At 58.9% G+C, this 22,584-nt stretch carries 22 protein-coding genes; 8 read left to right on the top strand and 14 right to left on the bottom strand.

Annotated elements, in window-relative coordinates; genetic code table 11:
- Window positions 1-3: 3 nt before the first annotated feature.
- Window positions 4-843: an HlyC/CorC family transporter gene (locus ACVBEG_RS00805; RefSeq protein WP_219062670.1), complete on the top strand. Its 840-nt coding sequence runs from the start codon at window positions 4-6 to the stop codon at window positions 841-843.
- Window positions 844-852: 9 nt separating this feature from the next.
- Window positions 853-2,373 carry an apolipoprotein N-acyltransferase gene (gene lnt / locus ACVBEG_RS00800; protein ID WP_322182155.1) on the top strand — a complete coding sequence of 507 codons (1,521 nt, stop codon included), beginning with the start codon at window positions 853-855 and terminating at the stop codon, window positions 2,371-2,373.
- Between the two features lie 97 nt (window positions 2,374-2,470).
- On the opposite strand, the gene ACVBEG_RS00795 is transcribed toward lnt, so the two are convergent.
- The gene (locus tag ACVBEG_RS00795) at window positions 2,471-3,232 is read right to left on the bottom strand and encodes a YdcF family protein (protein ID WP_322182157.1); all 762 of its coding nucleotides are present in this window, start codon (window positions 3,230-3,232) and stop codon (window positions 2,471-2,473) included.
- 114 nt (window positions 3,233-3,346) lie between these two features.
- A complete protein-coding gene (locus ACVBEG_RS00790) occupies window positions 3,347-3,694 on the bottom strand; it encodes a hypothetical protein (protein WP_322182159.1) in 348 nt (115 codons plus the stop codon).
- A 292-nt stretch (window positions 3,695-3,986) separates the two neighbouring features.
- Here ACVBEG_RS00790 and leuS point away from each other — a divergent pair, with 292 nt between their 5' ends.
- From leuS to ACVBEG_RS00765, 5 genes are all read left to right on the top strand, one after another.
- A complete protein-coding gene (gene leuS / locus ACVBEG_RS00785; protein ID WP_322182161.1) occupies window positions 3,987-6,593 on the top strand; it encodes a leucine--tRNA ligase in 2,607 nt (868 codons plus the stop codon).
- An 89-nt stretch (window positions 6,594-6,682) separates the two neighbouring features.
- Window positions 6,683-7,288: an LPS-assembly lipoprotein LptE gene (locus ACVBEG_RS00780; protein ID WP_322182163.1), complete on the top strand. Its 606-nt coding sequence runs from the start codon at window positions 6,683-6,685 to the stop codon at window positions 7,286-7,288.
- Between the two features lie 42 nt (window positions 7,289-7,330).
- Complete coding sequence (holA, locus tag ACVBEG_RS00775; protein WP_322182165.1) at window positions 7,331-8,368, top strand: DNA polymerase III subunit delta; 1,038 nt, start codon at window positions 7,331-7,333, stop codon at window positions 8,366-8,368.
- A gap of 112 nt (window positions 8,369-8,480) precedes the next feature.
- Window positions 8,481-8,636 carry an alternative ribosome rescue factor ArfA gene (gene arfA / locus ACVBEG_RS00770; protein ID WP_219062677.1) on the top strand — a complete coding sequence of 52 codons (156 nt, stop codon included), beginning with the start codon at window positions 8,481-8,483 and terminating at the stop codon, window positions 8,634-8,636.
- A gap of 83 nt (window positions 8,637-8,719) precedes the next feature.
- The gene (locus tag ACVBEG_RS00765) at window positions 8,720-10,051 is read left to right on the top strand and encodes a lytic murein transglycosylase (protein ID WP_322218110.1); all 1,332 of its coding nucleotides are present in this window, start codon (window positions 8,720-8,722) and stop codon (window positions 10,049-10,051) included.
- A gap of 119 nt (window positions 10,052-10,170) precedes the next feature.
- Here the strand turns inward: ACVBEG_RS00765 and lipA are convergent, their stop codons facing one another.
- The 12 genes from lipA to ACVBEG_RS00705 form a co-directional block, all read right to left on the bottom strand.
- Window positions 10,171-11,190, bottom strand: coding sequence for a lipoyl synthase (gene lipA / locus ACVBEG_RS00760; RefSeq protein ID WP_322182170.1), 1,020 nt, complete (start codon window positions 11,188-11,190; stop codon window positions 10,171-10,173).
- Window positions 11,191-11,192: 2 nt separating this feature from the next.
- Complete coding sequence (lipB, locus tag ACVBEG_RS00755) at window positions 11,193-11,840, bottom strand: lipoyl(octanoyl) transferase LipB (protein WP_322182172.1); 648 nt, start codon at window positions 11,838-11,840, stop codon at window positions 11,193-11,195.
- Window positions 11,840-12,115, bottom strand: a complete 276-nt coding sequence (locus tag ACVBEG_RS00750) for a DUF493 domain-containing protein (RefSeq protein WP_219062680.1) — start codon at window positions 12,113-12,115, stop codon at window positions 11,840-11,842. Before ACVBEG_RS00750 ends, lipB begins: the two co-directional genes overlap by 1 nt.
- Window positions 12,116-12,195: 80 nt before the next feature.
- Entirely contained in the window at window positions 12,196-13,356 is a 1,161-nt protein-coding gene (locus ACVBEG_RS00745) for a D-alanyl-D-alanine carboxypeptidase family protein (RefSeq protein WP_322182175.1), read from the bottom strand.
- 234 nt (window positions 13,357-13,590) lie between these two features.
- Window positions 13,591-14,595: a septal ring lytic transglycosylase RlpA family protein gene (locus tag ACVBEG_RS00740; RefSeq protein ID WP_322218111.1), complete on the bottom strand. Its 1,005-nt coding sequence runs from the start codon at window positions 14,593-14,595 to the stop codon at window positions 13,591-13,593.
- Window positions 14,595-15,605: a lytic murein transglycosylase B gene (gene mltB, locus ACVBEG_RS00735; RefSeq protein WP_322182177.1), complete on the bottom strand. Its 1,011-nt coding sequence runs from the start codon at window positions 15,603-15,605 to the stop codon at window positions 14,595-14,597. Before mltB ends, ACVBEG_RS00740 begins: the two co-directional genes overlap by 1 nt.
- Window positions 15,606-15,622: 17 nt before the next feature.
- Window positions 15,623-16,726, bottom strand: a complete 1,104-nt coding sequence (gene rodA / locus ACVBEG_RS00730) for a rod shape-determining protein RodA (protein WP_322182881.1) — start codon at window positions 16,724-16,726, stop codon at window positions 15,623-15,625.
- A gap of 31 nt (window positions 16,727-16,757) precedes the next feature.
- A complete protein-coding gene (gene mrdA / locus ACVBEG_RS00725; protein WP_322182179.1) occupies window positions 16,758-18,653 on the bottom strand; it encodes a penicillin-binding protein 2 in 1,896 nt (631 codons plus the stop codon).
- Window positions 18,654-18,672: 19 nt separating this feature from the next.
- On the bottom strand, window positions 18,673-19,140 hold the full coding sequence (rlmH, locus tag ACVBEG_RS00720; RefSeq protein ID WP_322182181.1) for a 23S rRNA (pseudouridine(1915)-N(3))-methyltransferase RlmH: 468 nt from the start codon (window positions 19,138-19,140) through the stop codon (window positions 18,673-18,675).
- Between the two features lie 9 nt (window positions 19,141-19,149).
- Entirely contained in the window at window positions 19,150-19,581 is a 432-nt protein-coding gene (rsfS, locus tag ACVBEG_RS00715) for a ribosome silencing factor (protein ID WP_257604395.1), read from the bottom strand.
- A gap of 58 nt (window positions 19,582-19,639) precedes the next feature.
- Complete coding sequence (nadD, locus tag ACVBEG_RS00710; protein ID WP_323569385.1) at window positions 19,640-20,299, bottom strand: nicotinate-nucleotide adenylyltransferase; 660 nt, start codon at window positions 20,297-20,299, stop codon at window positions 19,640-19,642.
- Between the two features lie 49 nt (window positions 20,300-20,348).
- A complete protein-coding gene (locus tag ACVBEG_RS00705; protein ID WP_322182184.1) occupies window positions 20,349-21,620 on the bottom strand; it encodes a glutamate-5-semialdehyde dehydrogenase in 1,272 nt (423 codons plus the stop codon).
- Between the two features lie 279 nt (window positions 21,621-21,899).
- Between ACVBEG_RS00705 and ACVBEG_RS00700 the strand changes: the two genes are divergently transcribed.
- The gene (locus ACVBEG_RS00700) at window positions 21,900-22,583 is read left to right on the top strand and encodes a DNA-3-methyladenine glycosylase (RefSeq protein WP_322182186.1); all 684 of its coding nucleotides are present in this window, start codon (window positions 21,900-21,902) and stop codon (window positions 22,581-22,583) included.
- Window position 22,584 lies beyond the last annotated feature (1 nt).

Raw genomic sequence — 22,584 nt, 5'->3', positions numbered from 1 at the left:
GCTATGAGCGAAGACCGATCGAGCACCGGGCAAAAGTCATGGCTGGGGAAAATCACCCAAGCTTTTGCCCACGAGCCGAAAAACCGCCAGGAGCTGCTTGAACTCCTGCGCGAAGCCCACCAGAACAAGCTATTGGACAGCGAAGCGCTGGCCATCGTCGAAGGCGCCATTCAAGTGGCTGACCTGCAAGTGCGCGACATCATGGTGCCGCGTTCGCAGATGATCAGCATCAAGGCGACCCAGACCCCTCGTGAGTTTCTCCCAGCCGTCATCGACGCCGCGCACTCGCGCTATCCGGTGATCGGCGAAAGCCACGATGACGTTCTCGGGGTGTTGCTCGCCAAGGACTTGCTGCCGCTGATCCTCAAGGAAAACGGCGAAAACGAAAGCATCACCAACCTGCTGCGCCCGGCGACGTTCGTGCCTGAGTCCAAGCGTCTGAACGTGCTGCTGCGTGAGTTCCGCGCCAACCACAACCACATGGCCATCGTCATCGACGAATACGGCGGCGTGGCCGGTCTGGTGACCATCGAAGACGTGTTGGAACAGATCGTCGGCGATATCGAGGACGAACACGATGTCGAGGAAGACAGCTATATCAAACCGCTGCCCAGCGGCGACTTCCTGGTCAAGGCCCTGACCCCCATCGACAGCTTCAACGAGTTCTTCGACAGCGAGTTCTCCGACGATGAATTCGATACGGTTGGCGGTCTGGTGATGAGTGCGTTCGGTCACTTGCCAAAGCGCAATGAAACCACGGAAATCGGTGCGTATCGCTTCCGTATCCTCAATGCCGACAGCCGTCGTATCCACTTGTTACGCTTGAGTCCCATCTCCCGCTAAGGAATGTAAATGCGCTGGATCACCCGCCCCGGCTGGCCCGGTAACCTGCTGGCCATGGCGGCCGGCGCGATTACCACCCTGGCCCTGGCGCCTTTTGATATCTGGCCATTGGCCCTCGTATCACTGGTCGTTTTTTACCTTGGTTTGCGTGAAGTGAATCCCCGCCAGGCCTTGGGCCGTGGCTGGTGCTATGGCTTCGGCTTGTTCGGCGCAGGCACCAGCTGGATCTACGTCAGCATCCACACCTATGGCGAAGCGTCGGCGCTGCTGGCCGGTTTTCTGATGCTGGCGTTCATCGCAGCCATCGCCCTATTCTTCGCCCTGCCCGCCTGGATCTGGACGCGCTGGATTCGGCGCAATGAAGCGCCGCTGGCCGATGCCCTGGCCTTCGCCGCGCTGTGGCTGGCCCAGGAAGCCTTTCGCGGCTGGTTCCTGACCGGATTCCCTTGGCTTTACTCCGGCTACAGCCAGCTTGACGGCCCTCTGTCCGGCCTTGCCCCGATGGGCGGTATGTGGCTGGTCTCCTTTACCCTGGCGCTGACCGCCGCCCTGCTGTGCAACCTGCCACGGCTGCGGGCGCGCAAAGCGTTTCTCGGTGCTGGCGTGCTGCTGTTATTGGCACCATGGGCACTGAGCCTTGCCCTGAAAAACCACGAATGGACCTCACCGGCGGGCCCACCATTGAGCGTTGCAGCGATTCAGGGCAACGTTGAACAAAGCATGAAGTGGGACCCGGCGCAGTTAAACGCACAATTGGCCCTCTACCGCGACATGACGTTCCGTTCCAGACGTGCGGACCTGATCATCTGGCCAGAGACTGCGATTCCGGTGCTGAAGGAGTCGGCGGAAGGCTTCCTTACAATGCTGGGCAGATTTGCGGCTGATCGCGACTCTGCACTGATCACCGGCGTGCCGCTTCGCCAGCGAGGCGGACACGGCGAGTACCACTACTACAACGCGATCACCGTGGCCGGCGAGGGTGACGGTACGTACCTGAAGCAGAAGCTGGTGCCGTTTGGTGAATATGTACCCTTGCAGGACCTTCTGCGCGGACTGATCACCTTCTTCAATCTGCCGATGTCGGACTTTGCTCGCGGACCAAGCGATCAGGCGCTGCTGCAAGCCAAGGGCTACCAAATCGCACCGTACATCTGCTACGAAGTGGTCTACCCCGAGTTCGCCGCTGGCCTGGCCGCCCAAAGCGAATTGCTGCTGACCGTCAGTAATGACACGTGGTTCGGCACCTCAATCGGCCCACTGCAGCATTTGCAGATGGCGCAGATGCGAGCACTTGAGGCTGGGCGCTGGATGATCCGCGCCACCAACAACGGCGTGAGTGGACTAATCAACCCGTTCGGCAAGATCACCGCGACCATCCCGCAGTTCCAGCAGGGGATTTTGTATGGCGACGTAGTGCCGATGCACGAACTGACGCCCTACCTGCGCTGGCGTTCGTGGCCGTTGACGATTTTCTGTGTATTCCTGTTTGGCTGGGCCTTGTTGGCCGGTCGGATTGCCAAGACAGTCTAACGCTCTACGGTGCTCCCACAGCCGAACTGCGCTGTGGGAGTAGATTCATCCGCGAAGGCGTCGTCATGGCCAGGCCGGACCAGAAGCACATCCAGCCCTACCGATACACCAACGGATACATCAACAAACCCACCGCCTCATTGAGCAACAACCCACTCTGCCAAACCGCTTTGCTCTCTGGCAGCCAGCCTTTGAACGGCCGGGCATTGTCTACGCCAACAAACCCCACTGGCGCACTGATCACCGTAAAACCAGCCTGTTCGAAACTCCAGCGCGCCCTTGGCATGTGCCAGGCCTGGGTCACCAGCACCACCCGTTTGATCCCCAACGGTTGCAACACCGCAGCGGTCATCGTGGCGTTTTCCCACGTGGTCCGGCTGAGCCCTTCTTGCCAGCGCACGGTAACGCCAAAGTCATTTTGCAACGAGTCCGCCATGATCGCCGCTTCACTTGGCGGTTCGTCGTAGTGCAGGCCGCCGGTGGTCAAAATCGGCAGCCCTGAGTCTTTCGACAAACGTGCAGCAAAGCGCATGCGTTCAAGTGCCAGGCCGGTAGGGATGTCGCTGCCCCACGTAAGGTCTTTGCGCTCACGCCCGGAACCCAACACAACAATGGCATCGGCCTGTTGCCCAAGGGTCGCCCATTGGGCTTGCGCCAACGGTGGCTCTTGCTCAAGCCCGCGCGCCGCCCACTCCACAGCAATCGGCAGGCTCATCACCCACAACCCGACAAAACCCAGAACGAAGAACAGCCCGGCGAGGCGCGGGCGAGAACGACGAAACCACCAGGCAAGCAAAAGCAGGAGCAAAAGAATGCCCGGCGGCAGGAGCAATTGTTTGAGCAAGTATCGAATAGGCATTGAGCATCTCCAGAGATGCTCAAAGCCTAGAAGGAATAACGCTAAGCAACAATGCTTATCAAGCAGGCCCGCAGCCTGCGCAGGCTAACGTGTAACGGTTGCTGACTATCACAATCACCTGAAAGACAACGATTTAACCTTTGTCGAAACCTTGTCGCGCTTTTTATCCTTCAACCAGATGACCTCGGCTGAACGACGCGGCGTCGAAATCGACCCTTCAAGCTCCGGTGCAGGAGAAGAACTCCTCCACACATCATCAGCCTTAAAACCAAAAGCGCCCGAGTCCAGATAGGCTTCGATCAACTCGAATTCAGCAAGACTCAGACCACGTAATTCCAGATCAACAGGTACTTCATCACGAAGCCAAACTGCTGTTTTGGCCACATCCAGAGCGATCCCCAGACGATTAATCAAGCGGTCGTATAGCTCGGGTTTTACTGCTGTTTGCTGCAACTCTGCCATCCGCTCACCTCATTGAAGATAAAACATGCACCCTCATTCAACAGCTTAGCGCTGCTCTCCGATTCAGCCCGGTGCCGCGACCAACGGCCTCGGAGGGCACCGACGAAGCAATCAGGGTTTCCCTCGATAGTCGGCGCTCATGTATGCTACGGCGCTTCCTGTAATTCCACTTCCCGCTCTCTTGAGCCCGAACGCACCGCACAGGCAGTCTCAATCTTCCGGCAAGCGGTGCCGACCGATTCAGAGTTGCAACGAAGAGGTTAAGGTCACCCCTTTTTAGTAAAAAGTAGCCATGCACGAACTCTATCAGCCCCGCGAAATCGAAGCCGCCGCCCAAACCTTTTGGGACGAGCAAAAATCCTTTGAAGTCAGTGAACAGCCAGGCAAAGATACTTTTTATTGCCTGTCGATGTTCCCTTACCCCAGCGGCAAGCTGCACATGGGTCATGTGCGCAACTACACCATCGGTGACGTGATCGCCCGCTACCAGCGCATGCAGGGCAAAAATGTCTTGCAACCCATGGGTTGGGACGCGTTCGGCATGCCGGCGGAAAACGCCGCGATGAAAAACAACGTGGCCCCGGCCAAGTGGACCTACGAAAACATCGCCTACATGAAAACCCAGCTGCGAAGCCTGGGCCTAGGCGTTGACTGGTCGCGTGAAATCACCACCTGCAAACCCGATTACTACCGCTGGGAACAATGGCTGTTCACTCGCCTGTTCGAAAAAGGCGTGATCTACCGCAAGAACGGCACCGTCAACTGGGACCCGGTGGACCAGACCGTACTGGCCAACGAGCAAGTGATCGATGGCCGCGGCTGGCGTTCCGGTGCGCTGATCGAGAAGCGCGAAATCCCGATGTACTACTTCAAAATCACTGCGTACGCGGAAGAGTTGCTGGAAGGACTCGACGAGTTGCCGGGCTGGCCTGAGCAAGTCAAAACCATGCAGCGCAACTGGATTGGCAAATCCCGTGGCATGGAAGTGCAATTCCCGTATCACCAGGCTTCGATTGGTGAAGCAGGCGCACTGAAGGTGTTTACGACCCGTCCGGACACCCTGATGGGCGCGACCTATGTCGCTGTTGCAGCAGAACACCCCTTGGCGACCCTGGCGGCGAAAGGTAATCCTGAGCTGCAAGCGTTCATCCACGAATGCAAAAGTGGCAGTGTCGCGGAAGCGGACATCGCCACCCAGGCGAAAAAAGGTTTGCCGACCTCGCTATTCGTCGAACACCCACTGACTGGCGAAAAATTGCCGGTGTGGGTCGCCAACTACGTATTGATGCATTACGGCGATGGCGCCGTAATGGCCGTCCCGGCTCACGACGCGCGCGATTTCGAGTTCGCCACCCAGTACAACCTGCCGATCAAGGCTGTTGTGCGCACCAGCGCTGGCGATGAAACGCCTGCACCGTGGCAGGACGCGTATGGCGAACACGGCGAACTGATCAACTCCGGCATTTTCGACGGGCTGGATTTCGCAGGCGCCTTCGACGCCATTGAAGTCGCCCTGCAGAAAAAGAACCTCGGTCAATCGCGCACACAGTTCCGCCTGCGCGACTGGGGCATCAGCCGTCAGCGCTACTGGGGCTGCCCGATCCCGATCGTGCATTGCGATACCTGCGGTGACGTACCGGTCCCCGAAGACCAGTTGCCGGTTGTATTGCCAGAAGACGTAGTGCCCGATGGCGCCGGTTCGCCGTTGGCGCGCATGCCTGAGTTCTACGAATGCACCTGCCCTAAATGCGGTGCACCGGCAAAACGCGAAACCGACACCATGGACACCTTCGTCGAGTCCTCGTGGTATTACGCTCGCTATGCCTCGCCACACTATGAAGGTGGCATGGTCGACCTGGAAGCAGCCAACCACTGGTTGCCGGTGGATCAGTACATCGGCGGCATCGAACACGCGATCCTGCACCTGCTGTATGCGCGCTTCTTCCACAAGTTGATGCGCGATGAAGGCCTCGTCAGCTCTAACGAACCGTTCAAAAACCTGCTGACCCAAGGCATGGTCATCGCCGAAACGTACTATCGACTTGAGGCCAACGGCAGCAAGACCTGGTTCAACCCGGCCGATGTCGAGCTCGTGCGTGACAGCAAAGCCAAGATCATCGGCGCCACACTGATCAGCGACGGCCAGCCAGTCGAAATCGGCGGCACCGAGAAGATGGCCAAGTCGAAGAACAATGGCGTCGATCCGCAGTCGATGATCGATCAGTACGGCGCCGATACCTGCCGTCTGTTCATGATGTTTGCCTCGCCACCCGACATGAGCCTGGAATGGTCCGACTCGGGCGTCGAAGGTTCACACCGGTTCTTGCGTCGGGTCTGGCGTCTGGCGCAGGCCCATGTCAGCCTGGGTTCAACGGTCAAACTTGCCATCGCCGCCTTGAGCGACGAGCAGAAAGTCATTCGCCGTGCGATTCACCTGGCCATCAAAAACGCCAGTCAGGACGTCGGCCAGCACCAAAAATTCAACACGGCCATCGCTCAGGTGATGACGTTGATGAACGTGCTGGAAAAAGCCCCGCACACGACCGAACAGGACCGCGCACTGCTCCAAGAAGGTCTGGAAACCGTCGCCCTGCTGCTGGCCCCGATCACCCCGCACATCAGCCATGAACTGTGGGGCCACTTGGGTCACAGCGGCGCAATCATAGACGCTGGCTGGCCGGTACTGGATCAGACTGCGCTGGTGCAGGACAGCCTGCTATTGGTCATACAGGTCAACGGCAAGCTGCGTGGACAGATCGAAATGCCTGCCAGTGCTACTCGAGAAGAAGTCGAAGCAGCGGCGCGCATCAATGAAAACGTGCTGCGTTTCACCGAAGGCCTGACGATCCGCAAAGTGATCGTGGTCCCTGGCAAGCTGGTCAATATCGTCGCAAGCTAATGGCATCAAGCGCCCGGTATCGATCGGGCGCTGAACACAACTTTCAGGGGACGCAACGTCGGCCCCTACGGATTCAAGGGGAGCATCAAATGATCAAACGCAATTTGCTGGTGATGGGTCTCGCCCTGTTACTGGGCGCCTGTGGTTTCCAGCTGCGTGGCACGGGTACTAACCAGCTGACGATCAAAGAGATCGATCTGTCTGCGCGTAACGCTTACGGCGAAATCGTGACTCAGTTGCGTCAGACGCTGGAAGGCAGCGGCGTGAGGATTCATTCGGGTGCCCCGTACAAACTGATTCTGGTTGATGAAAACGAATCGCAGCGCTCCCTCAGCTACACCGGCGCGTCAGGTTCGGCCGAATATGAAATGACCACCCAGCTCAACTATCAGATCCATGGCGCTCACGATCTGTCGCTGCTGGACGGCAAACTGCAAGTGCAGAAAGTCTACGTGCATGACGGCAACAACTTGATGGGCTCTGATCAGGAAATGGCGCAGGTTCGTAAAGAGATGCGCAACCAGCTCGTCCAGAACATGATGGTTCGTCTGCAACTGCTGACGCCTACCCAATTGGAGCAACTGCAGCAGACCGCAGACAACAAAGCAAAAGCAGATGCTGATGCCCTGGAAGCTGCGCAGAGGATCGAAAACGAGACACCTCGACAGTCACCTATTGAAATCCCTTCCCGATAAATGCCGCGGGGCCGGTTCGCTGGCTCCGGCATCTTCTGACCTATGAAGCTCACTCCAGCCCAACTCGGCAAACACCTCCAGGGCAACCTTGCCCCGGTGTATGTCGTCAGCGGCGATGATCCGTTGCTGTGCCAGGACGCGGCAGACGCCATCCGCGCAGCCGTACGCCTGCAAGGCTTTGACGAACGCCAAGTGTTCAGCGCCGATGCCAGTTTTGATTGGGGCACGCTGTTGCAGGCGGGCGCCAGCATGTCATTGTTCGCGCAAAAGCGTCTGTTGGAACTCCGCTTGCCTTCGGGCAAGCCCGGTGACAAAGGCGCGGCGGCGTTGATCGAGTATTGCTCGCGCCCGGCCGAAGATACGATCCTGTTGATCAGCCTGCCAAAACTCGACGGTAGCGCGCAAAAAACCAAGTGGGGCAAGGCACTGGTTGAGGGTCCACACACGCAGTTCGTGCAAATCTGGCCGGTGGATGCCAGCCAGTTGCCGCAGTGGATTCGCCAGCGCCTGTCACAGGCCGGCTTGACGGCCAGCCAGGATGCGATCGAACTGATCGCCGCCAGGGTCGAAGGCAACTTGCTGGCCGCGGCTCAGGAAATCGAAAAGCTCAAACTGATGGCCGACGGTGGTCAGATAACCGTCGAAACCGTGCAAGGGGCTGTGGCCGACAGTGCACGTTTCGATGTTTTCGGTTTGACCGATGCCATTCTCAACGGCGAAGCCGCCCATGCGCTGCGCATGCTTGAAGGCCTGCGTGGCGAAGGGGTGGAAACGCCGGTGATTCTTTGGGCACTGTGTCGCGAACTGCGGGTGCTGGCCAACCTGGCGTTGCAGTTCAGCCAGGGCATCCCACTGGACAAGGCCTTCAGCCAGGCCCGCCCGCCGATCTGGGACAAGCGCAAGCCGCTGATGAGCAAAGCCCTGCAACGCTACTCCGCAGAGCGCTGGGGCCAACTGCTGATGGATGCTCAACGCATCGACGCACAAATCAAGGGCCAGGCCGCCGGTTCTGCCTGGAGCAGCTTGAGCCGACTGGCATTGTTGATGGCCGGACAGCGGCTGAATTTGCCTGCTGAGTAAATCCAGATCCCTGCAGGCGCTGGCTTGCGCGATAGCAGACATCTATTAGACAGATCCCTCCGTCAAGCGGATGATTTGCATCGATTCAACCCCCACTGAGAGAGTATCCGCCATGAGCAAGCCGTCCAGGCCCAACAAGGCCAAGTCCATCATCGCCCAGCCGTTGTTCCGCAGTCGTCAGGAACCCGCCGGCAAGGGCAAAGGCAGCTACCGCCGCGAAGCCTTCCAGTCTAAAAGCTGGGAGGCTTCTTACTTTCTGGCCGCCTGAACCGTAGCCAGCCTTGCCAAGGCCCCTTCGAACGTACAGGCATGATAAGGTCTGCGTTTGTCGGTAATACCCTGGACCCAAGCATGCCCTCTAGTTTTTCCCGTCGTTGGCATTTTCGCCAACTGATCACCGCCTCCAGCTTCATCCTGTTAGTCGCCTGCGCGGAAAAACCGACCGCAGCAGACGCCACGCCTCTTCAAGTCGCTAACACCCCTGCGGCCGCCGCTTTGCCTGCGAGCCCGCCCGCCAATCCGCCTGGCGATAGCGAGTTCGATTTTCAGCCCACCATGAGCTTCAGCGATTGGGAAGCCGGTTTCCGAAGCGAAGCGTTGAAGGCTGGCATCCGGGCCGATATTTTCGACAGAGCCTTTGCCGGCGTCGTGCCGGACATGACCGTGGTCAAATTTGACCGCAGTCAGCCCGAGTTCACTCGCCCTGTCTGGGAATACCTGGACGGCGCCATGTCTGCGGTGCGCGTGCGCAAAGGTCAGGCCTTACTCACGCAATACGCCGATGTGTTGCAAAGCATCGAGCAACGCTATGGCGTAGACCGCCAGGCACTTGTCGCGATCTGGGGCATGGAAAGCAGCTTTGGCCAGTTCCAGGGCACACAATCGGTGATTCGCTCGCTTGCGACGCTGGCCTACGAAGGCCGTCGTCCAGGCTTTGCGCAAAGCCAGTTGCTGGCGGCGCTGGAAATTCTTCAGCACGGCGATATCGCACCCGAAAACATGCTCGGTTCGTGGGCGGGTGCCATGGGCCAGACGCAGTTCATCCCCACCACGTATAACACCTATGCCGTGGACTTCGATGGCGACGGTCGTCGCGATATATGGAATACCCCGGCCGACGCCCTGGCCTCGACAGCTCACTACCTGCAAAGCTCGGGCTGGCAAAAAGGTCAGCCATGGGGGTTTGAAGTCAAACTGACGCAAGGCTTTGACTACGCGCTGGCCGATGCCTCAACACGCAAAACCGTAGCCGAATGGCAGCAGATGGGGCTGAAGCTACCGAGCGGCAGCGCCCTGCCCACCAACGTCGCGCAACTACAGGCCGCCCTGCTATTGCCAGCGGGTTACAGAGGCCCGGCATTTCTGGTGCTGGATAACTTCCGCACGATCCTCAAGTACAACAACTCGTCGTCCTACGCCATGGCCATCGGCCTGCTGTCCGAGCGCTTCAACGGCGGCGGCTATGTACTGGGCGATTGGCCGCGCGGAGACCTTCCTCTGAGCCGCTCTGAGCGCATTGAGCTGCAAACCCTGCTGTCATCACGGCAGTACGACGCCGGCGCGTCTGACGGCATCATCGGTGCCAATACGCGCAAAGCAATCCGTAGCGCGCAACAGTCGTTCGGCTGGCCGGCCGACGGTTACCCGACTCATGAGCTGCTGGACAACCTGCGCAAGCCGTAACGCAAGGCGGCAGCGGATGTATTCGCGTAAGTCTCAGCGGTAGCCACATAAAAAAACGGGTCGGACATCACTGTCCGACCCGTTTTGCTTTCAGGCTAACGCATCGAAGGCTATTCGCCTCAGATCATGGCCTTGATAGCGGCACCCGCTTGCTCATCGGCATGGTACGAAGAACGCACCAGAGGGCCTGAGGCGACGTTCTTGAAGCCCATTTTGTAGCCTTCTTCAGCAAACCAGGCGAAGACATCGGGGTGCACGAAGCGCTCCACTGGCAAGTGGCTGCGCGACGGTTGCAGGTACTGGCCTAGAGTCAGCATGTCGATATTGTGTTCACGCATACGCTGCATGACTTCGATGACTTCCTCGTTGGTTTCGCCCAGACCCAGCATCAAGCCGGATTTGGTCGGTACGTGCGGGACCATCTCCTTGAAGCGTTGCAGCAAGGTCAGCGACCACTGGTAATCCGACCCCGGACGCGCAGCCTTGTACAGGCGCGGCACGGTTTCCAGGTTGTGGTTGAACACATCTGGCGGCTCTGCAGCCGTGATTTCCAGCGCGATGTCCATGCGCCCACGGTAGTCCGGGACCAGGGTCTCTAGCTTGACGTTTGGCGACAACAGGCGAATTTCACGAATGCAATCGGCAAAGTGCTGGGCACCGCCGTCACGCAGGTCATCCCGGTCAACCGAGGTGATCACCACGTACTTGAGGCGCAGATCGGCGATGGCAACGGCCAGGTTTTTCGGCTCGTCGACGTCCAGGGCTTTCGGTCGGCCGTGGCCAACGTCACAGAACGGGCAACGACGGGTGCAGATATCACCCATGATCATGAAGGTCGCGGTGCCACCGGAGAAGCATTCGCCCAGGTTCGGGCAGGATGCCTCTTCGCATACGCTGTGCAGCTTGTGCTTACGCAGCAGTTGTTTGACGCGGTCTACTTCGGGAGAAACCGGGATACGTACACGAATCCAGTCGGGCTTTTTCGGCAAGTCGACGGTCGGAATGATCTTCACCGGAATCCGCGCGACTTTTTCCGCGCCGCGCAGCTTCACGCCGGCTTCCACTTTCGGACGGGCCGCATGCTCAGCGATGTCGAGCGTCGGGATCAGGGTTGGCGCAGTGTCAGTCGCAATAGTCATAGTCAGTCGATTCCGCCCGTTAGGGTCGTCTGCTCAGCATAGTCGAGGTGTTTGACGAGCTGCGCACGCAGCCGGGCACTTACCTCGGCAAATTCAATCGGGCCTGCATGATCGCGTAGCTGGGTCATTGCCAGCCCCGCATACCCGCAGGGATTAATCCGTCGAAACGGCTCAAGGTCCATGTCCACATTCAGCGCCAGGCCGTGGAATGAGCAACCGTTGCGAATCCGCAGGCCGAGGGAGGCGATTTTCGCTCCATCGACATAGACACCCGGCGCATCCGCTTTCGCTACCGCTGTTACGCCGTAGCTGGCCAACAGTGCAATCAGGCTGTGCTCGATCCGGGTGACCAGTTCGCGCACCCCGAACCCCAGACGCCGTACATCCAGCATCAGGTAGGCGACCAGTTGGCCGGGCCCATGATAGGTCACTTGACCACCACGATCGACCTGTACCACCGGAATATCACCCGGCAGCAACAAGTGTTCGGCTTTGCCTGACTGACCTTGGGTAAACACAGGAGGGTGCTGCACCAGCCAGACCTCGTCACCCACCTCGCGAGCACGCTCGTCGGTGAAACGTTGCATGGCGTGCCAGGCCGGCTCGTAAGCGACCAGACCCAGGTCACGGAAGCCCAGGCTGCCGGACATCAGAGCACCATGTGCACGAAACCCGTAGCGCGCAATGCACTATTGATATCGCGCAATTGTTCTTCGCCAGTCGCGGTGATGTGCAGCTGTACGGTGGTGTATTTGCCATTGCTGCTTTGACGCTCGGCGAGCGTGGCGATATCGAGCGTGGCGTGCTTGGCCAACGTCTCGATCACAAGGGCAGTGAAACCTACGCCGGTATCGCCGATCACCTTGATCGGGTAGTCGAGGCAGGGAAATTCGATTTTATGCGACTTTACGTCGGTATCAGTCATGGCAGTAACGGCCTCGTAAGCCGTGACGAGCGGCACGCACCGCGCTCTGGGTCAGAGCCGGTGCACGCCGGTCGGCAATATCAGTTGAACAAACCGTAGAAGAACAGGCGGATGCTGTCCCACACGCGACGGAAGATTCCACCCTGGTCGACAGCGTCGAGGGCGATAAGGTCGGAAGTGTGCACGATTTTGTCGTCCATTTTCACTTCAACTTTACCGATCACGTCGCCCTTGGCGATAGGTGCAACCAGCTGTGGATTCATAGTCATGCTTGCGGCCAGCTTTTTCAATTGGCCTTTAGGCAATGTCATGGTCAGGTCATCAGCCAGACCGGCTTTGACTTGATGCTCGACGCCTTTCCAGACAGCTGCCTGAGCCAGCTCGGTGCCCTTCTGATAGAACGTCTGGGTTTCGAAGAAGCGGAAACCGTAAGTCAGCAGCTTTTGAGTCTCGGCAGCACGAGCCTGTTCACTGTTGGTGCCAAACACCACGGCGATCAGACGCATACCATCACGTACTGCCGAAGACACCATGCAGTAACCCGCTTCGTCGGTGTGACCGGTTTTCAGACCATCAACGGTCTTGTCACGCCACAACAGCAGGTTGCGGTTAGGCTGTTTGATGCCGTTCCAGAAGAACTCTTTCTGCGAGTAGATCGCATAGTGAGCAGGGTCTTCATGGATGATCGCGCGTGCCAGCACGGCCATGTCATGAGCCGACGAGTAATGCTCCGGGTTTGGCAGACCGGTCGGGTTCATGAAGTGGCTGTTGGACATGCCGAGGTCGCCGGCGGTTTTGTTCATCATGTCGGCGAAAGCATCTTCGCTGCCGGCAATGTGCTCGGAGAGCGCGACGCTGGCGTCGTTGCCTGACTGAATAATGATGCCGTGCAGCAGATCGCTGACAGTAACCTGGGTGCCCACTTTGATGAACATCCGCGAACCGCCGGTGCGCCAGGCGTTCTCGCTGACGGTCACTGGATCGTTTTCGCCGATCTGGCCGCGACGGATTTCCAGGGTCGCAATGTAAGCCGTCATCAGCTTGGTCAGGCTTGCGGGTGCCAAACGCTGGTCGCCGTTATTCTCGACCAGAACGTTACCGCTGGAGGCGTCCATGAGCACGTAGGCTTTGGCGGCCAGTTGCGGCGGCGATGGCATCATCTGTTCAGCCGCCCAAGCGGCAGGGGCGATGATAAGCGGAACTAGCAGGCACAGGCGTTTTGCAAAGGTGGTGATGTTCATCCGTCTCTCGAAATTGCTAATGGGCAAACATGCCCTCGCGGGCAAAGCTAATCTGACTGGCGAAAAAATGACGTTTTCATCCGGTCTGCGACGCCAGGCATTACCCCTGGCTTACAAAACAGCCTGATTGATCAGACTGCCCTGTGAACAGTTGCATGTATCGCTTGCTCTGTCGGCAAGTCACCGTCGGCCAAACAACTGCACATCAACCCTGAACCAACCCGGGTTGAATTATTAATCCGACGTCACCACGCTCGGCTGGCCAAGATTGGCCGACCGGACGCTGGCTTGTAATTGCTGGGCTTCACCCTGAGTGTCTATCGGCCCCATCCGCACCCGATACAGCGTTTGCTGACTGCGTACTGTCGAGCTGACGAACACTGGAGTTTGCACCATCCCGCTCAACTTCGACCTCAGGAGTTCCGCAGCGTCCGGGTTGGCGAAAGCGCCCACCTGGAGATACAGCCCAGAGGCTTGTGCGGAAGCGTTTTTTTTTGCATCAATTTGCATGGCTGGAACTGCCACAGCATGCTGCTGGGGCGGTGGCGTATATTGCTCGACCGTTCCAGTGGAAGCCGTAAAGGCAGGCGGCGCAGCCTGGGCGATGACTTGCGGTTGTTCAAGCATCAGCGGCGCTGGACGTCCGCGCTGCGCCCACCATTCCTGGGGGTCGATACCTTCAACCTTGACCCGCGCAGTACCGATTTCGGCGTAACCGAGCTTTTTAGCGGCCGCGTAGGACAGGTCGATAATCCGGTCGGAATAGAACGGCCCACGGTCATTGACCCGCAGGATCACGCTCTTGTTATTGTCCAGGTTGGTCACGCGAACATAGCTGGGCAACGGTAACGTCTTGTGGGCGGCACTCATGCCGTACAGGTCGTACTTTTCACCGTTGGCTGTGTCCTGGCCGTGGAACTTGGTGCCATACCAGGACGCGGTTCCCGACGCTACGTAGCGCTTGGAGTCAGACAGCGGGAAATAAGTCTTGCCCAATACGGTGTAGGGGTTGGCCTTGTAGGGGCCGTTATGCAGGGTCGGCACTGCGTCCGGAATCCGCGAGACATCGACATCCCACCATGGCGCACCATCTTTATGCGCACGGTTGATATCCAGACCTGGGGCCGAACGCACAGCCGTACTCTGTGGCGAGCGGCTGGTCGAACAGCTGGCCACCAGGATGGTCAAGGCTGCGAAGGCCAGGAACTTTAGTGGTTTGCGAATCGGCAATGCCCGCATTACTTGACGCCCCGTGCTTGGACCAGCAGTTCAGACAGTTGATGCACGGCCATGGCGTACATCACACTGCGGTTGTAGCGCGTGATTGCATAAAAATTCTTCAGGCCCATCCAGTATTCAGGGCCATTTTCACCATCGAGCCGGAAAGCGGTCACCGGCATATCATCGCGCAGCGCATCATGACTCGACCACCCCAACGCTCGCAACTCCCCAACATTCTTTACCGGATCGATTCCAGGGCTCAAACCTTCGTCGGCATGCTCACCGCGCACCGTCGCCAGGCTCACAACCGGCTCGCCCGCGACCCAACCGTGACGTTTGAAATAGCTGGCAACGCTACCGATCGCATCGTCCGGATCGGTCCAGATATTGATGTGGCCATCACCGTCGAAATCCACGGCATACGCCCGAAAGCTGCTGGGCATGAACTGCGGCAATCCCATAGCACCGGCGTACGAGCCTTTAAGCGTCAGGGGGTCGACTTGCTCTTCACGGGCCAGCATCAGGAACTCGCGCAGCTCCTTGCGGAAGAAGTCGGCACGCGGCGGATAGTCGAAGCCCAACGTCGACAAGGCGTCTATTACGCGGTAGTTGCCGGTATTGCGACCATAAAACGTTTCCACGCCGATGATCGAAACGATGACTTGTGCCGGTACGCCGTACTCCTGCTCGGCACGTGCAAGGACCGCTTCGTGTTGACGCCAGAAGTCCACGCCACGCGCAATACGCGCATCAGTGACGAAAATCGGCCGGTAGTCCTTCCATTGTTTTACCCGTTCGGCCGGACGAGAAATTGCGTCGAGAATGGCCTGTTTACGTTCTGCTTCGCGAAAAACAGCCATGAGCTGTTCACCGGCAAACCCATAGTCGCGGGTCATTTCGCCGACGAACTCAGCCACTTGCGGCGAGCCGTCGTAATCGCCTGCGGCCGCCTCCTGCACTGAACCAAGGATGCCCACCAGGCCGACCAACGGAGCATATCGAGCAGCCCAGCTACGCATTACTTGCATTGAGTTGTTCACCTTAATCAAACCTGTGCGATCCACTTACGATGGGTATGGACCGACATCAAAACCCCAAACGCTGACAACAGTGTTACCAGCGAGGTTCCGCCATAGCTAATGAATGGCAATGGGACACCTACAACCGGCAACAGGCCACTGACCATACCGATGTTGACGAAAACGTAAACAAAAAACGTCATTGTCAGGCTACCGGCCAACAATTTGCCAAACAGCGTCTGAGCTTGAGCGGTGATCACCAGCCCTCGACCGATCAACAGAACATAGATCAGCAACAGGGCGCAAATACCCACCAAGCCAAACTCTTCACCCAACACAGCAATAATAAAGTCGGTGTGGCTTTCCGGCAAAAAGTCCAGGTGCGACTGCGTACCCAGCAACCAGCCCTTGCCAAATACGCCGCCCGAACCAATTGCCGCCTTGGACTGAATGATGTTCCAGCCAGTGCCCAGCGGGTCACTTTCCGGGTCGAGGAACGTCAGGATTCGTTGTTTCTGGTAGTCGTGCATGAAGAAAAACCACATGCCGACCGCCACCGGCACGGCTGCGGTGAGCACACCAATGATCCAGCGCCAGCGCAGGCCGGCCATGAACAGTACAAACGTACCCGACGCCAGGATCAGCAAAGAAGTGCCCAGGTCCGGCTGGCGCACGATAAGGATGAACGGAAGACCGATCAGCCCCAGGCTCAAGGCCACGTGCTTCAAGTGCGGCGGCAACGTGTGCTTGGCCAGGTACCAGGCGATGGTCGCCGGCATGATGATTTTCATGAATTCGGAAGGCTGGAAGCGAATGACGCCGGGGATGTTGATCCAGCGGGTCGCGCCCATGGCGTTGTGGCCCATGACGTCCACCACCACCAGCAGCATCAGCCCCACTACGTAGGCGGCCGGTACCCAGCGCGCCATGAAACGCGGCTCGAGCTGCGCGATGATGAACATCGACACCAGGCCGATACCAAAGGAGGTCGCCTGCTTGATCAGCAGATCCCAATTCTTGCCACTGGCCGAATACAGCACGAACAAACTGCCGGCGGCCAGGGTCAGCAACAGGATCAGCAGCGGCCCATCGATATGAATGCGCTGGAGGAAACTGGCGCGACGGCGCATCACGTCCTCGCTGGAAAGGATGCGGTCGAAATTACTCTTCACGGGCCGAAGCCTCCGCATTTGAGGTGCTGGCGTACTCAGGTTTGAGCAAACCGTCCGGGCCAAGCAACCAGGCATCCATCACCTGGCGGACCACGGGGGCCGCGACGCCAGAACCGGACTCGCCGTTCTCCACCATCACTGCCACGACTATTTTCGGGTTATCCGCCGGGGCGAAGCCGACGAACAGGGCATGGTCACGGTGACGCTCCTGAATCTTGGAGCGGTCATACTTCTCACCCTGCTTGATTGCCACCACTTGAGCGGTACCGCTTTTGCCGGCAATTCGGTATTGCGAACCGATCGCAGCCTTGCGCGCAGTACCACGGGCGCCGTGCATCACTTGTTGCATGCCGTGATTGACCTTGTTCCAGTCCGAGGCGTCACGCAGCACGATGTCCGGCATCGGGTTTGCGTCTACCGGCGGCAAGCCCTCGATGGTTTTTGCCAGGTGCGGACGATTCCACTTGCCCTTGTTGGCCACCAGTGCGGTCGCTTGCGCCAGTTGCAGCGGGGTCGCCTGCATATAGCCCTGACCGATACCGAGGATCAGCGTCTCGCCAGGAAACCAGGCCTGACGCCGGGTAATCCGCTTCCAGTCTCGCGACGGCATCAAGCCTGGCGACTCTTCGAACATGTCCAGCGACACCTTCTGCCCGATCCCGAACTTGTTCAGGTACGACGACAGCCGGTCGATGCCGAGCTTGTGCGCCAGGTCGTAAAAGTAGGTGTCGTTGGAGCGCATGATCGCCGTGTCCAGATCGACCCAGCCATCGCCCGTGCGGTTCCAGTTGCGATATTTGTGGTCGTAGTTCGGCAATTGGTAATAGCCCGGGTCAAACACCCGAGTGGATGCCGTGACGACGCCACTGTCTAGCCCGGCGATAGCAACAGCCGGTTTGATCGTCGAACCCGGCGGGTACAAGCCACGCAGAATACGGTTGAACAAGGGCCGGTCAATGGAGTCCCGCAGCTCGGCATAGGCTTTAAAACTGATGCCGGTGACAAACAGGTTAGGGTCGAAACTCGGCTGACTGACCATCGCCAGCACTTCGCCAGTACGCGGATCAAGCGCGACCACCGCACCGCGACGCCCGGCCAATGCAATTTCGGCGGCTTCCTGCAGTTTGATGTCGAGGCTCAGGACGATGTCTTTGCCTGGCGAAGGATCGGTGCGCTTGAGCACACGCAATACTCGCCCGCGGGCGTTGGTTTCAACTTCTTCGTAGCCCACCTGACCATGCAGCTCCGGCTCGTAGAAACGCTCGATGCCGGTTTTGCCGATATGGTGGGTGCCGCTGTAATTGACCGGGTCGAGCACCTTGAGCTCTTTCTCGTTGATCCGCCCCATGTAACCCACCGAGTGCGCGAAGTGCGCACCCTGCGGATAGTGGCGAACCAGCTGCGCAACCACCTCAACGCCGGGCAGACGGAACTGGTTGACGGCAACGCGGGCAATTTGCTCTTCAGTCAGCTCAAACAGAATGGGCACCGGCTCGAATGGCCGTCGCCCCTGCTTCATGCGCTTCTCGAACAGCACCCGATCATCAGGCGTCAATTCCAGCACGCTGACAATGACGTCCAGCACCTGCTCCCAGTCGCCAGAACGCTCGCGGGTCATGCTCAAGCTGAAACTGGCCCGATTATCGGCGACGACCACCCCATTGCGGTCGTAGATCAACCCACGGGGTGGCGGAATCGGCTGAACATGAACCCGGTTGTTCTCCGACAGGGTCGAGTGATACTCGTACTGGATGACCTGCAGGAAATACAGCCGCGCAATCAGCACGCACACCAACACCACCACCGCCACAGCCCCGACCACGACTCTGCCGCGCACTAGGCGGGCATCTTTCTCATGGTCCTTGAGGCGAATCGGCTGGGACATTTAGGGCGTGTTCACACGACTACTTGTGATAAGGGTGCCCGGACAGAACAGTCCAGGCGCGATACATCTGCTCACCAATGAGGATGCGCACGAGTGGATGCGGCAAGGTCAGCGGGGACAACGACCAGCGTTGTTCGCTACGCGCGCAAACCTCCGGCGCCAGCCCTTCCGGGCCACCGACCATGAGATTCACCGTGCGCGAATCCAGACGCCAGCGATTGAGTTCGACCGCCAATTGCTCGGTGCTCCACGGTTTACCGTGCACTTCGAGGGTGACGATACGCTCGCCCGGCTGCACTTTTGCCAGCATGGCTTCGCCTTCCTGACGGATGAAGCGCGCCACGTCGGCATTCTTGCCCCGGGTATTGAGCGGAATTTCCACCAGTTCGAGCGCCAGTTCGGATGGCATACGCTTGGCGTATTCATGCCAACCTTCTTCCACCCACTTTGGCATGCGCGAACCGACAGCGATCAAACGCAGACGCACAGCAACCCCTTACTCTTTGTCAGACGGCGTGTTGTCGAATGACATTTTGTCGGCTGCCATTGGGTCAAACGGGTTCGCATCGTGGCTGCCATGGCTTGCACGGCTTTGCTCGGCACCATGCCACAGACGCTCAAGATCGTAGAACTGACGGGCGCTGGCGGTCATTACGTGCACGATGATGTCGCCCAGGTCCAACAGAACCCAATCGCTGTCGCCCTTGCCTTCTTCACCCAGTGGCTTGAAGCCCTGAGCCTTGACCTTGTCGCGCACGTTCTCGACCATCGAGGCGATGTGGCGGTTGGAGGTACCTGTGGCGATGAGCATGTAATCAGTGATGCTGGTCTTGTCGCGCACGTCGATCGCCAGGATGTCCTGGGCCTTGATGTCTTCCAGTGCAGCCGTTGCCAGCTTGATCAGGATTTCGCTATTTTGCTTCGTCATAAAAAACTCATTCAGCTCGTGTGTATGAGGACCTGAAACGCCATCTAGAGAGGCTGTTTCAAAGGGTCCCCTGAGTGTTCGGCGCATGGTACAGCCCGTGCGCGTCGATATAGGCCAGTACCGCGTCTGGCACCAGAAAACGTACCGACTTCCCGCTGGCCAGCAGTTGGCGGATCTGGGTGGCAGACACCGATAACGGCGTCTGCCAGACGAATGTAATGTGTCCACCCGGCCCTTTCAGGGCCTTCGGATCGCTGACTGCGCGCCCCGCCAGCAAGTTACGCATGGCGTCAGGCGACTCGCTGTCGGCGTCCGGGCGTTGCAGCACCACGATATGGCAGTGCTCCAGCAGTTCTTCCCAGCGATGCCAGGCCGGTAGCCCGCAAAAGGCATCCCAACCCAATAACAGGAATAACTGGTCATCTGCGGCCAACTCGGCCCGCATCAGTTCCAGGGTGTCGATGGTGTACGACGGTTTGTCCCGTTGCAGCTCTCGGTCATCCACCGTCAAAGGAGACACACCGGCCACCGCGCACTTGACCATCGCTAGTCGGTGCTGCGCACTGACGCTTGGCATGTCGCGATGAGGCGGCCTGGCACTGGGTGTCAGGCGTAACTCATCAAGCCCCAGCAACTCGGCGACTTCCAGCGCACTGCGCAAATGGCCGATGTGCACGGGGTCGAACGTGCCGCCCAGCATACCGATACGTCTGGGCAGGCCTGGCGTCTGTGGCACCTGCGCAGCGGGTTTTTCGGGATCGGCCAAGTCAGACAGGCTCCTGGCCACGCAACTGACCATCGCCGACCACGATGTACTTCTCGCAGGTCAAACCTTCCAGACCGACCGGACCGCGGGCGTGCAGCTTATCAGTAGAAATGCCGATCTCGGCACCCAATCCGTATTCAAAGCCATCAGCGAAGCAGGTCGGGGCGTTAATCATCACCGAACTGGAGTCCACTTCGGCCAGGAAACGCCGAGCCTGGCCCTGATGATCAGTGACGATGGCATCGGTATGGTGCGACCCATAGCGGTTGATATGTTCGATGGCCTGATCCAGATCCGCCACCACAAGGATCGACAAAATCGGCGCAAGGTATTCGGTGTTCCAGTCTTCTTCGGTTGCTGGCAGGGCATCAATCAGCTCGCGGGTGCGTTCGCAACCGCGCAGCTCGACACCTTTTTCGCGAAATTGCGCGGCCATTGGCGGCAAAAACTCGGCAGCAACAGCCTGATCCACCAACAAGGTTTCCATCGCGCCGCAGATGCCGTAACGGTAGGTTTTGGCGTTGAAACTGATGCGCTGAGCCTTGGGCAGATCGGCGTGGGCACTGACATAAACGTGGCAGATGCCGTCCAGATGCTTGATCACCGGCACCCGTGCATCGCGACTGACCCGCTCAATAAGGCCTTTGCCGCCGCGTGGAACGATCACGTCGACGTACTCGGGCATGGTGATCAGCGCGCCGACTGCCGCACGATCCGTCACTTCAACCACTTGCACCACGGCCGCCGGCAAATTGGCAACCGCCAGGCCGCGCTGAATGCAGGCGGCGATGGCACGGTTGGAGTGAATGGCTTCAGAGCCACCACGCAGAATCGTGGCGTTACCCGACTTCAGGCACAGGCTCGCGGCATCGATCGTCACATTCGGACGCGACTCGTAAATAATCCCCACCACACCCAGCGGCACACGCATCTTGCCGACCTGAATGCCCGACGGCCGATAGCTCATGTCGCGAATCGCGCCAATCGGGTCCGGCAGGCTGATCACCTGGCGCAAACCTTCGATCATGCTATCGATGCGTGCCGGCGTCAGGGTCAGACGCTCGAGCATGTACGGCGACAGGCCGTTGGTCCGACCGGCCGCCAAGTCCAGCTCATTGGCGGCAGACAATTCGGTCCGGGCGTCATCGAGAGCGTCAGCGGTGGCTTGCAAGGCGCGGTTTTTCTGCGCGGTGCTGGCGCGGCCGATCACTCGCGAAGCTTCGCGGGCGGCGCGACCCAAACGGGTCATGTAGTCAAGAACGGACTCAGTCATGGTCTCAGAGGTCTTGGCGGAGAGGAAAGCGGCCGATTATAGCTGTCGAGCCCGTGTAACGACAGCGGTGGCAGGCGGATGGTCGATAACCCGAGCAAAGTAGGGATAAAAAGCCCTCTGGAGCACCCAAAACCTCACGCCGGCACCTGATATAACGCCTTCGCGAAGAGGCCCCGCAGCCATACTCATCAATACCCGGCACACCGTCATTCAGCTTTGATTAAGACAGTTGTTGTTATCATCGCCGCCCTGATTGCCATTCGACGACCGTAAGCACCGATGCCCACCCCCCTGCCGGACTCGTTTTTCCACCGAGATGCGCAAGTCCTCGCCCGGGCGTTACTGGGCAAAGTGATTCGTCATCGCGTGGGCAATGGCCCAGATGCGTTGTGGCTGTCGGCTCGGATCATCGAGACGGAAGCCTACTACTGCGCAGAAAAAGGCAGCCACGCGTCATTGGGCTACACCGAAAAACGCAAAGCGCTGTTTCTCGAGGGCGGGCACATCTATATGTACTATGCCCGCGGCGGCGATTCGCTGAACTTCAGCGCCGAAGGGCCGGGCAATGCCGTGCTGATCAAGTCCGCGTATCCGTGGGTCGACGAACTTTCCGACGGCAACAGTCTCGCGCACATGCTCTTGAACAACCCCGATGCCAAGGGAGCACTGCGTCCGCCCGAGCGTCTGTGTGCCGGTCAAACCCTGCTGTGCAGGGCCCTGGGGCTCAAAGTCCCGACTTGGGACGCCAAACGCTTCGACCTTGAGCACCTGTTCGTCGATGATGTCGGTGCCGAGCCCAAGCAGATTATCCAGACCACACGACTGGGCATCCCCGAGGGCCGCGACGAGCATCTGATGTACCGTTTCGTCGACGCCGCCTACGCCCGGTATTGCACGCGGAACCCGCTGCGACGCGGCCAGGTCGAAGGCCGCGATTACTTTTTACTCAAGCAAGGAAACTGAG

This window comes from Pseudomonas sp. GG8 (genome assembly GCF_052976945.1).
The sequence above is the reverse complement of the archived record's forward strand: the minus strand, read 5'-3'. Positions and strand labels throughout refer to the sequence as shown.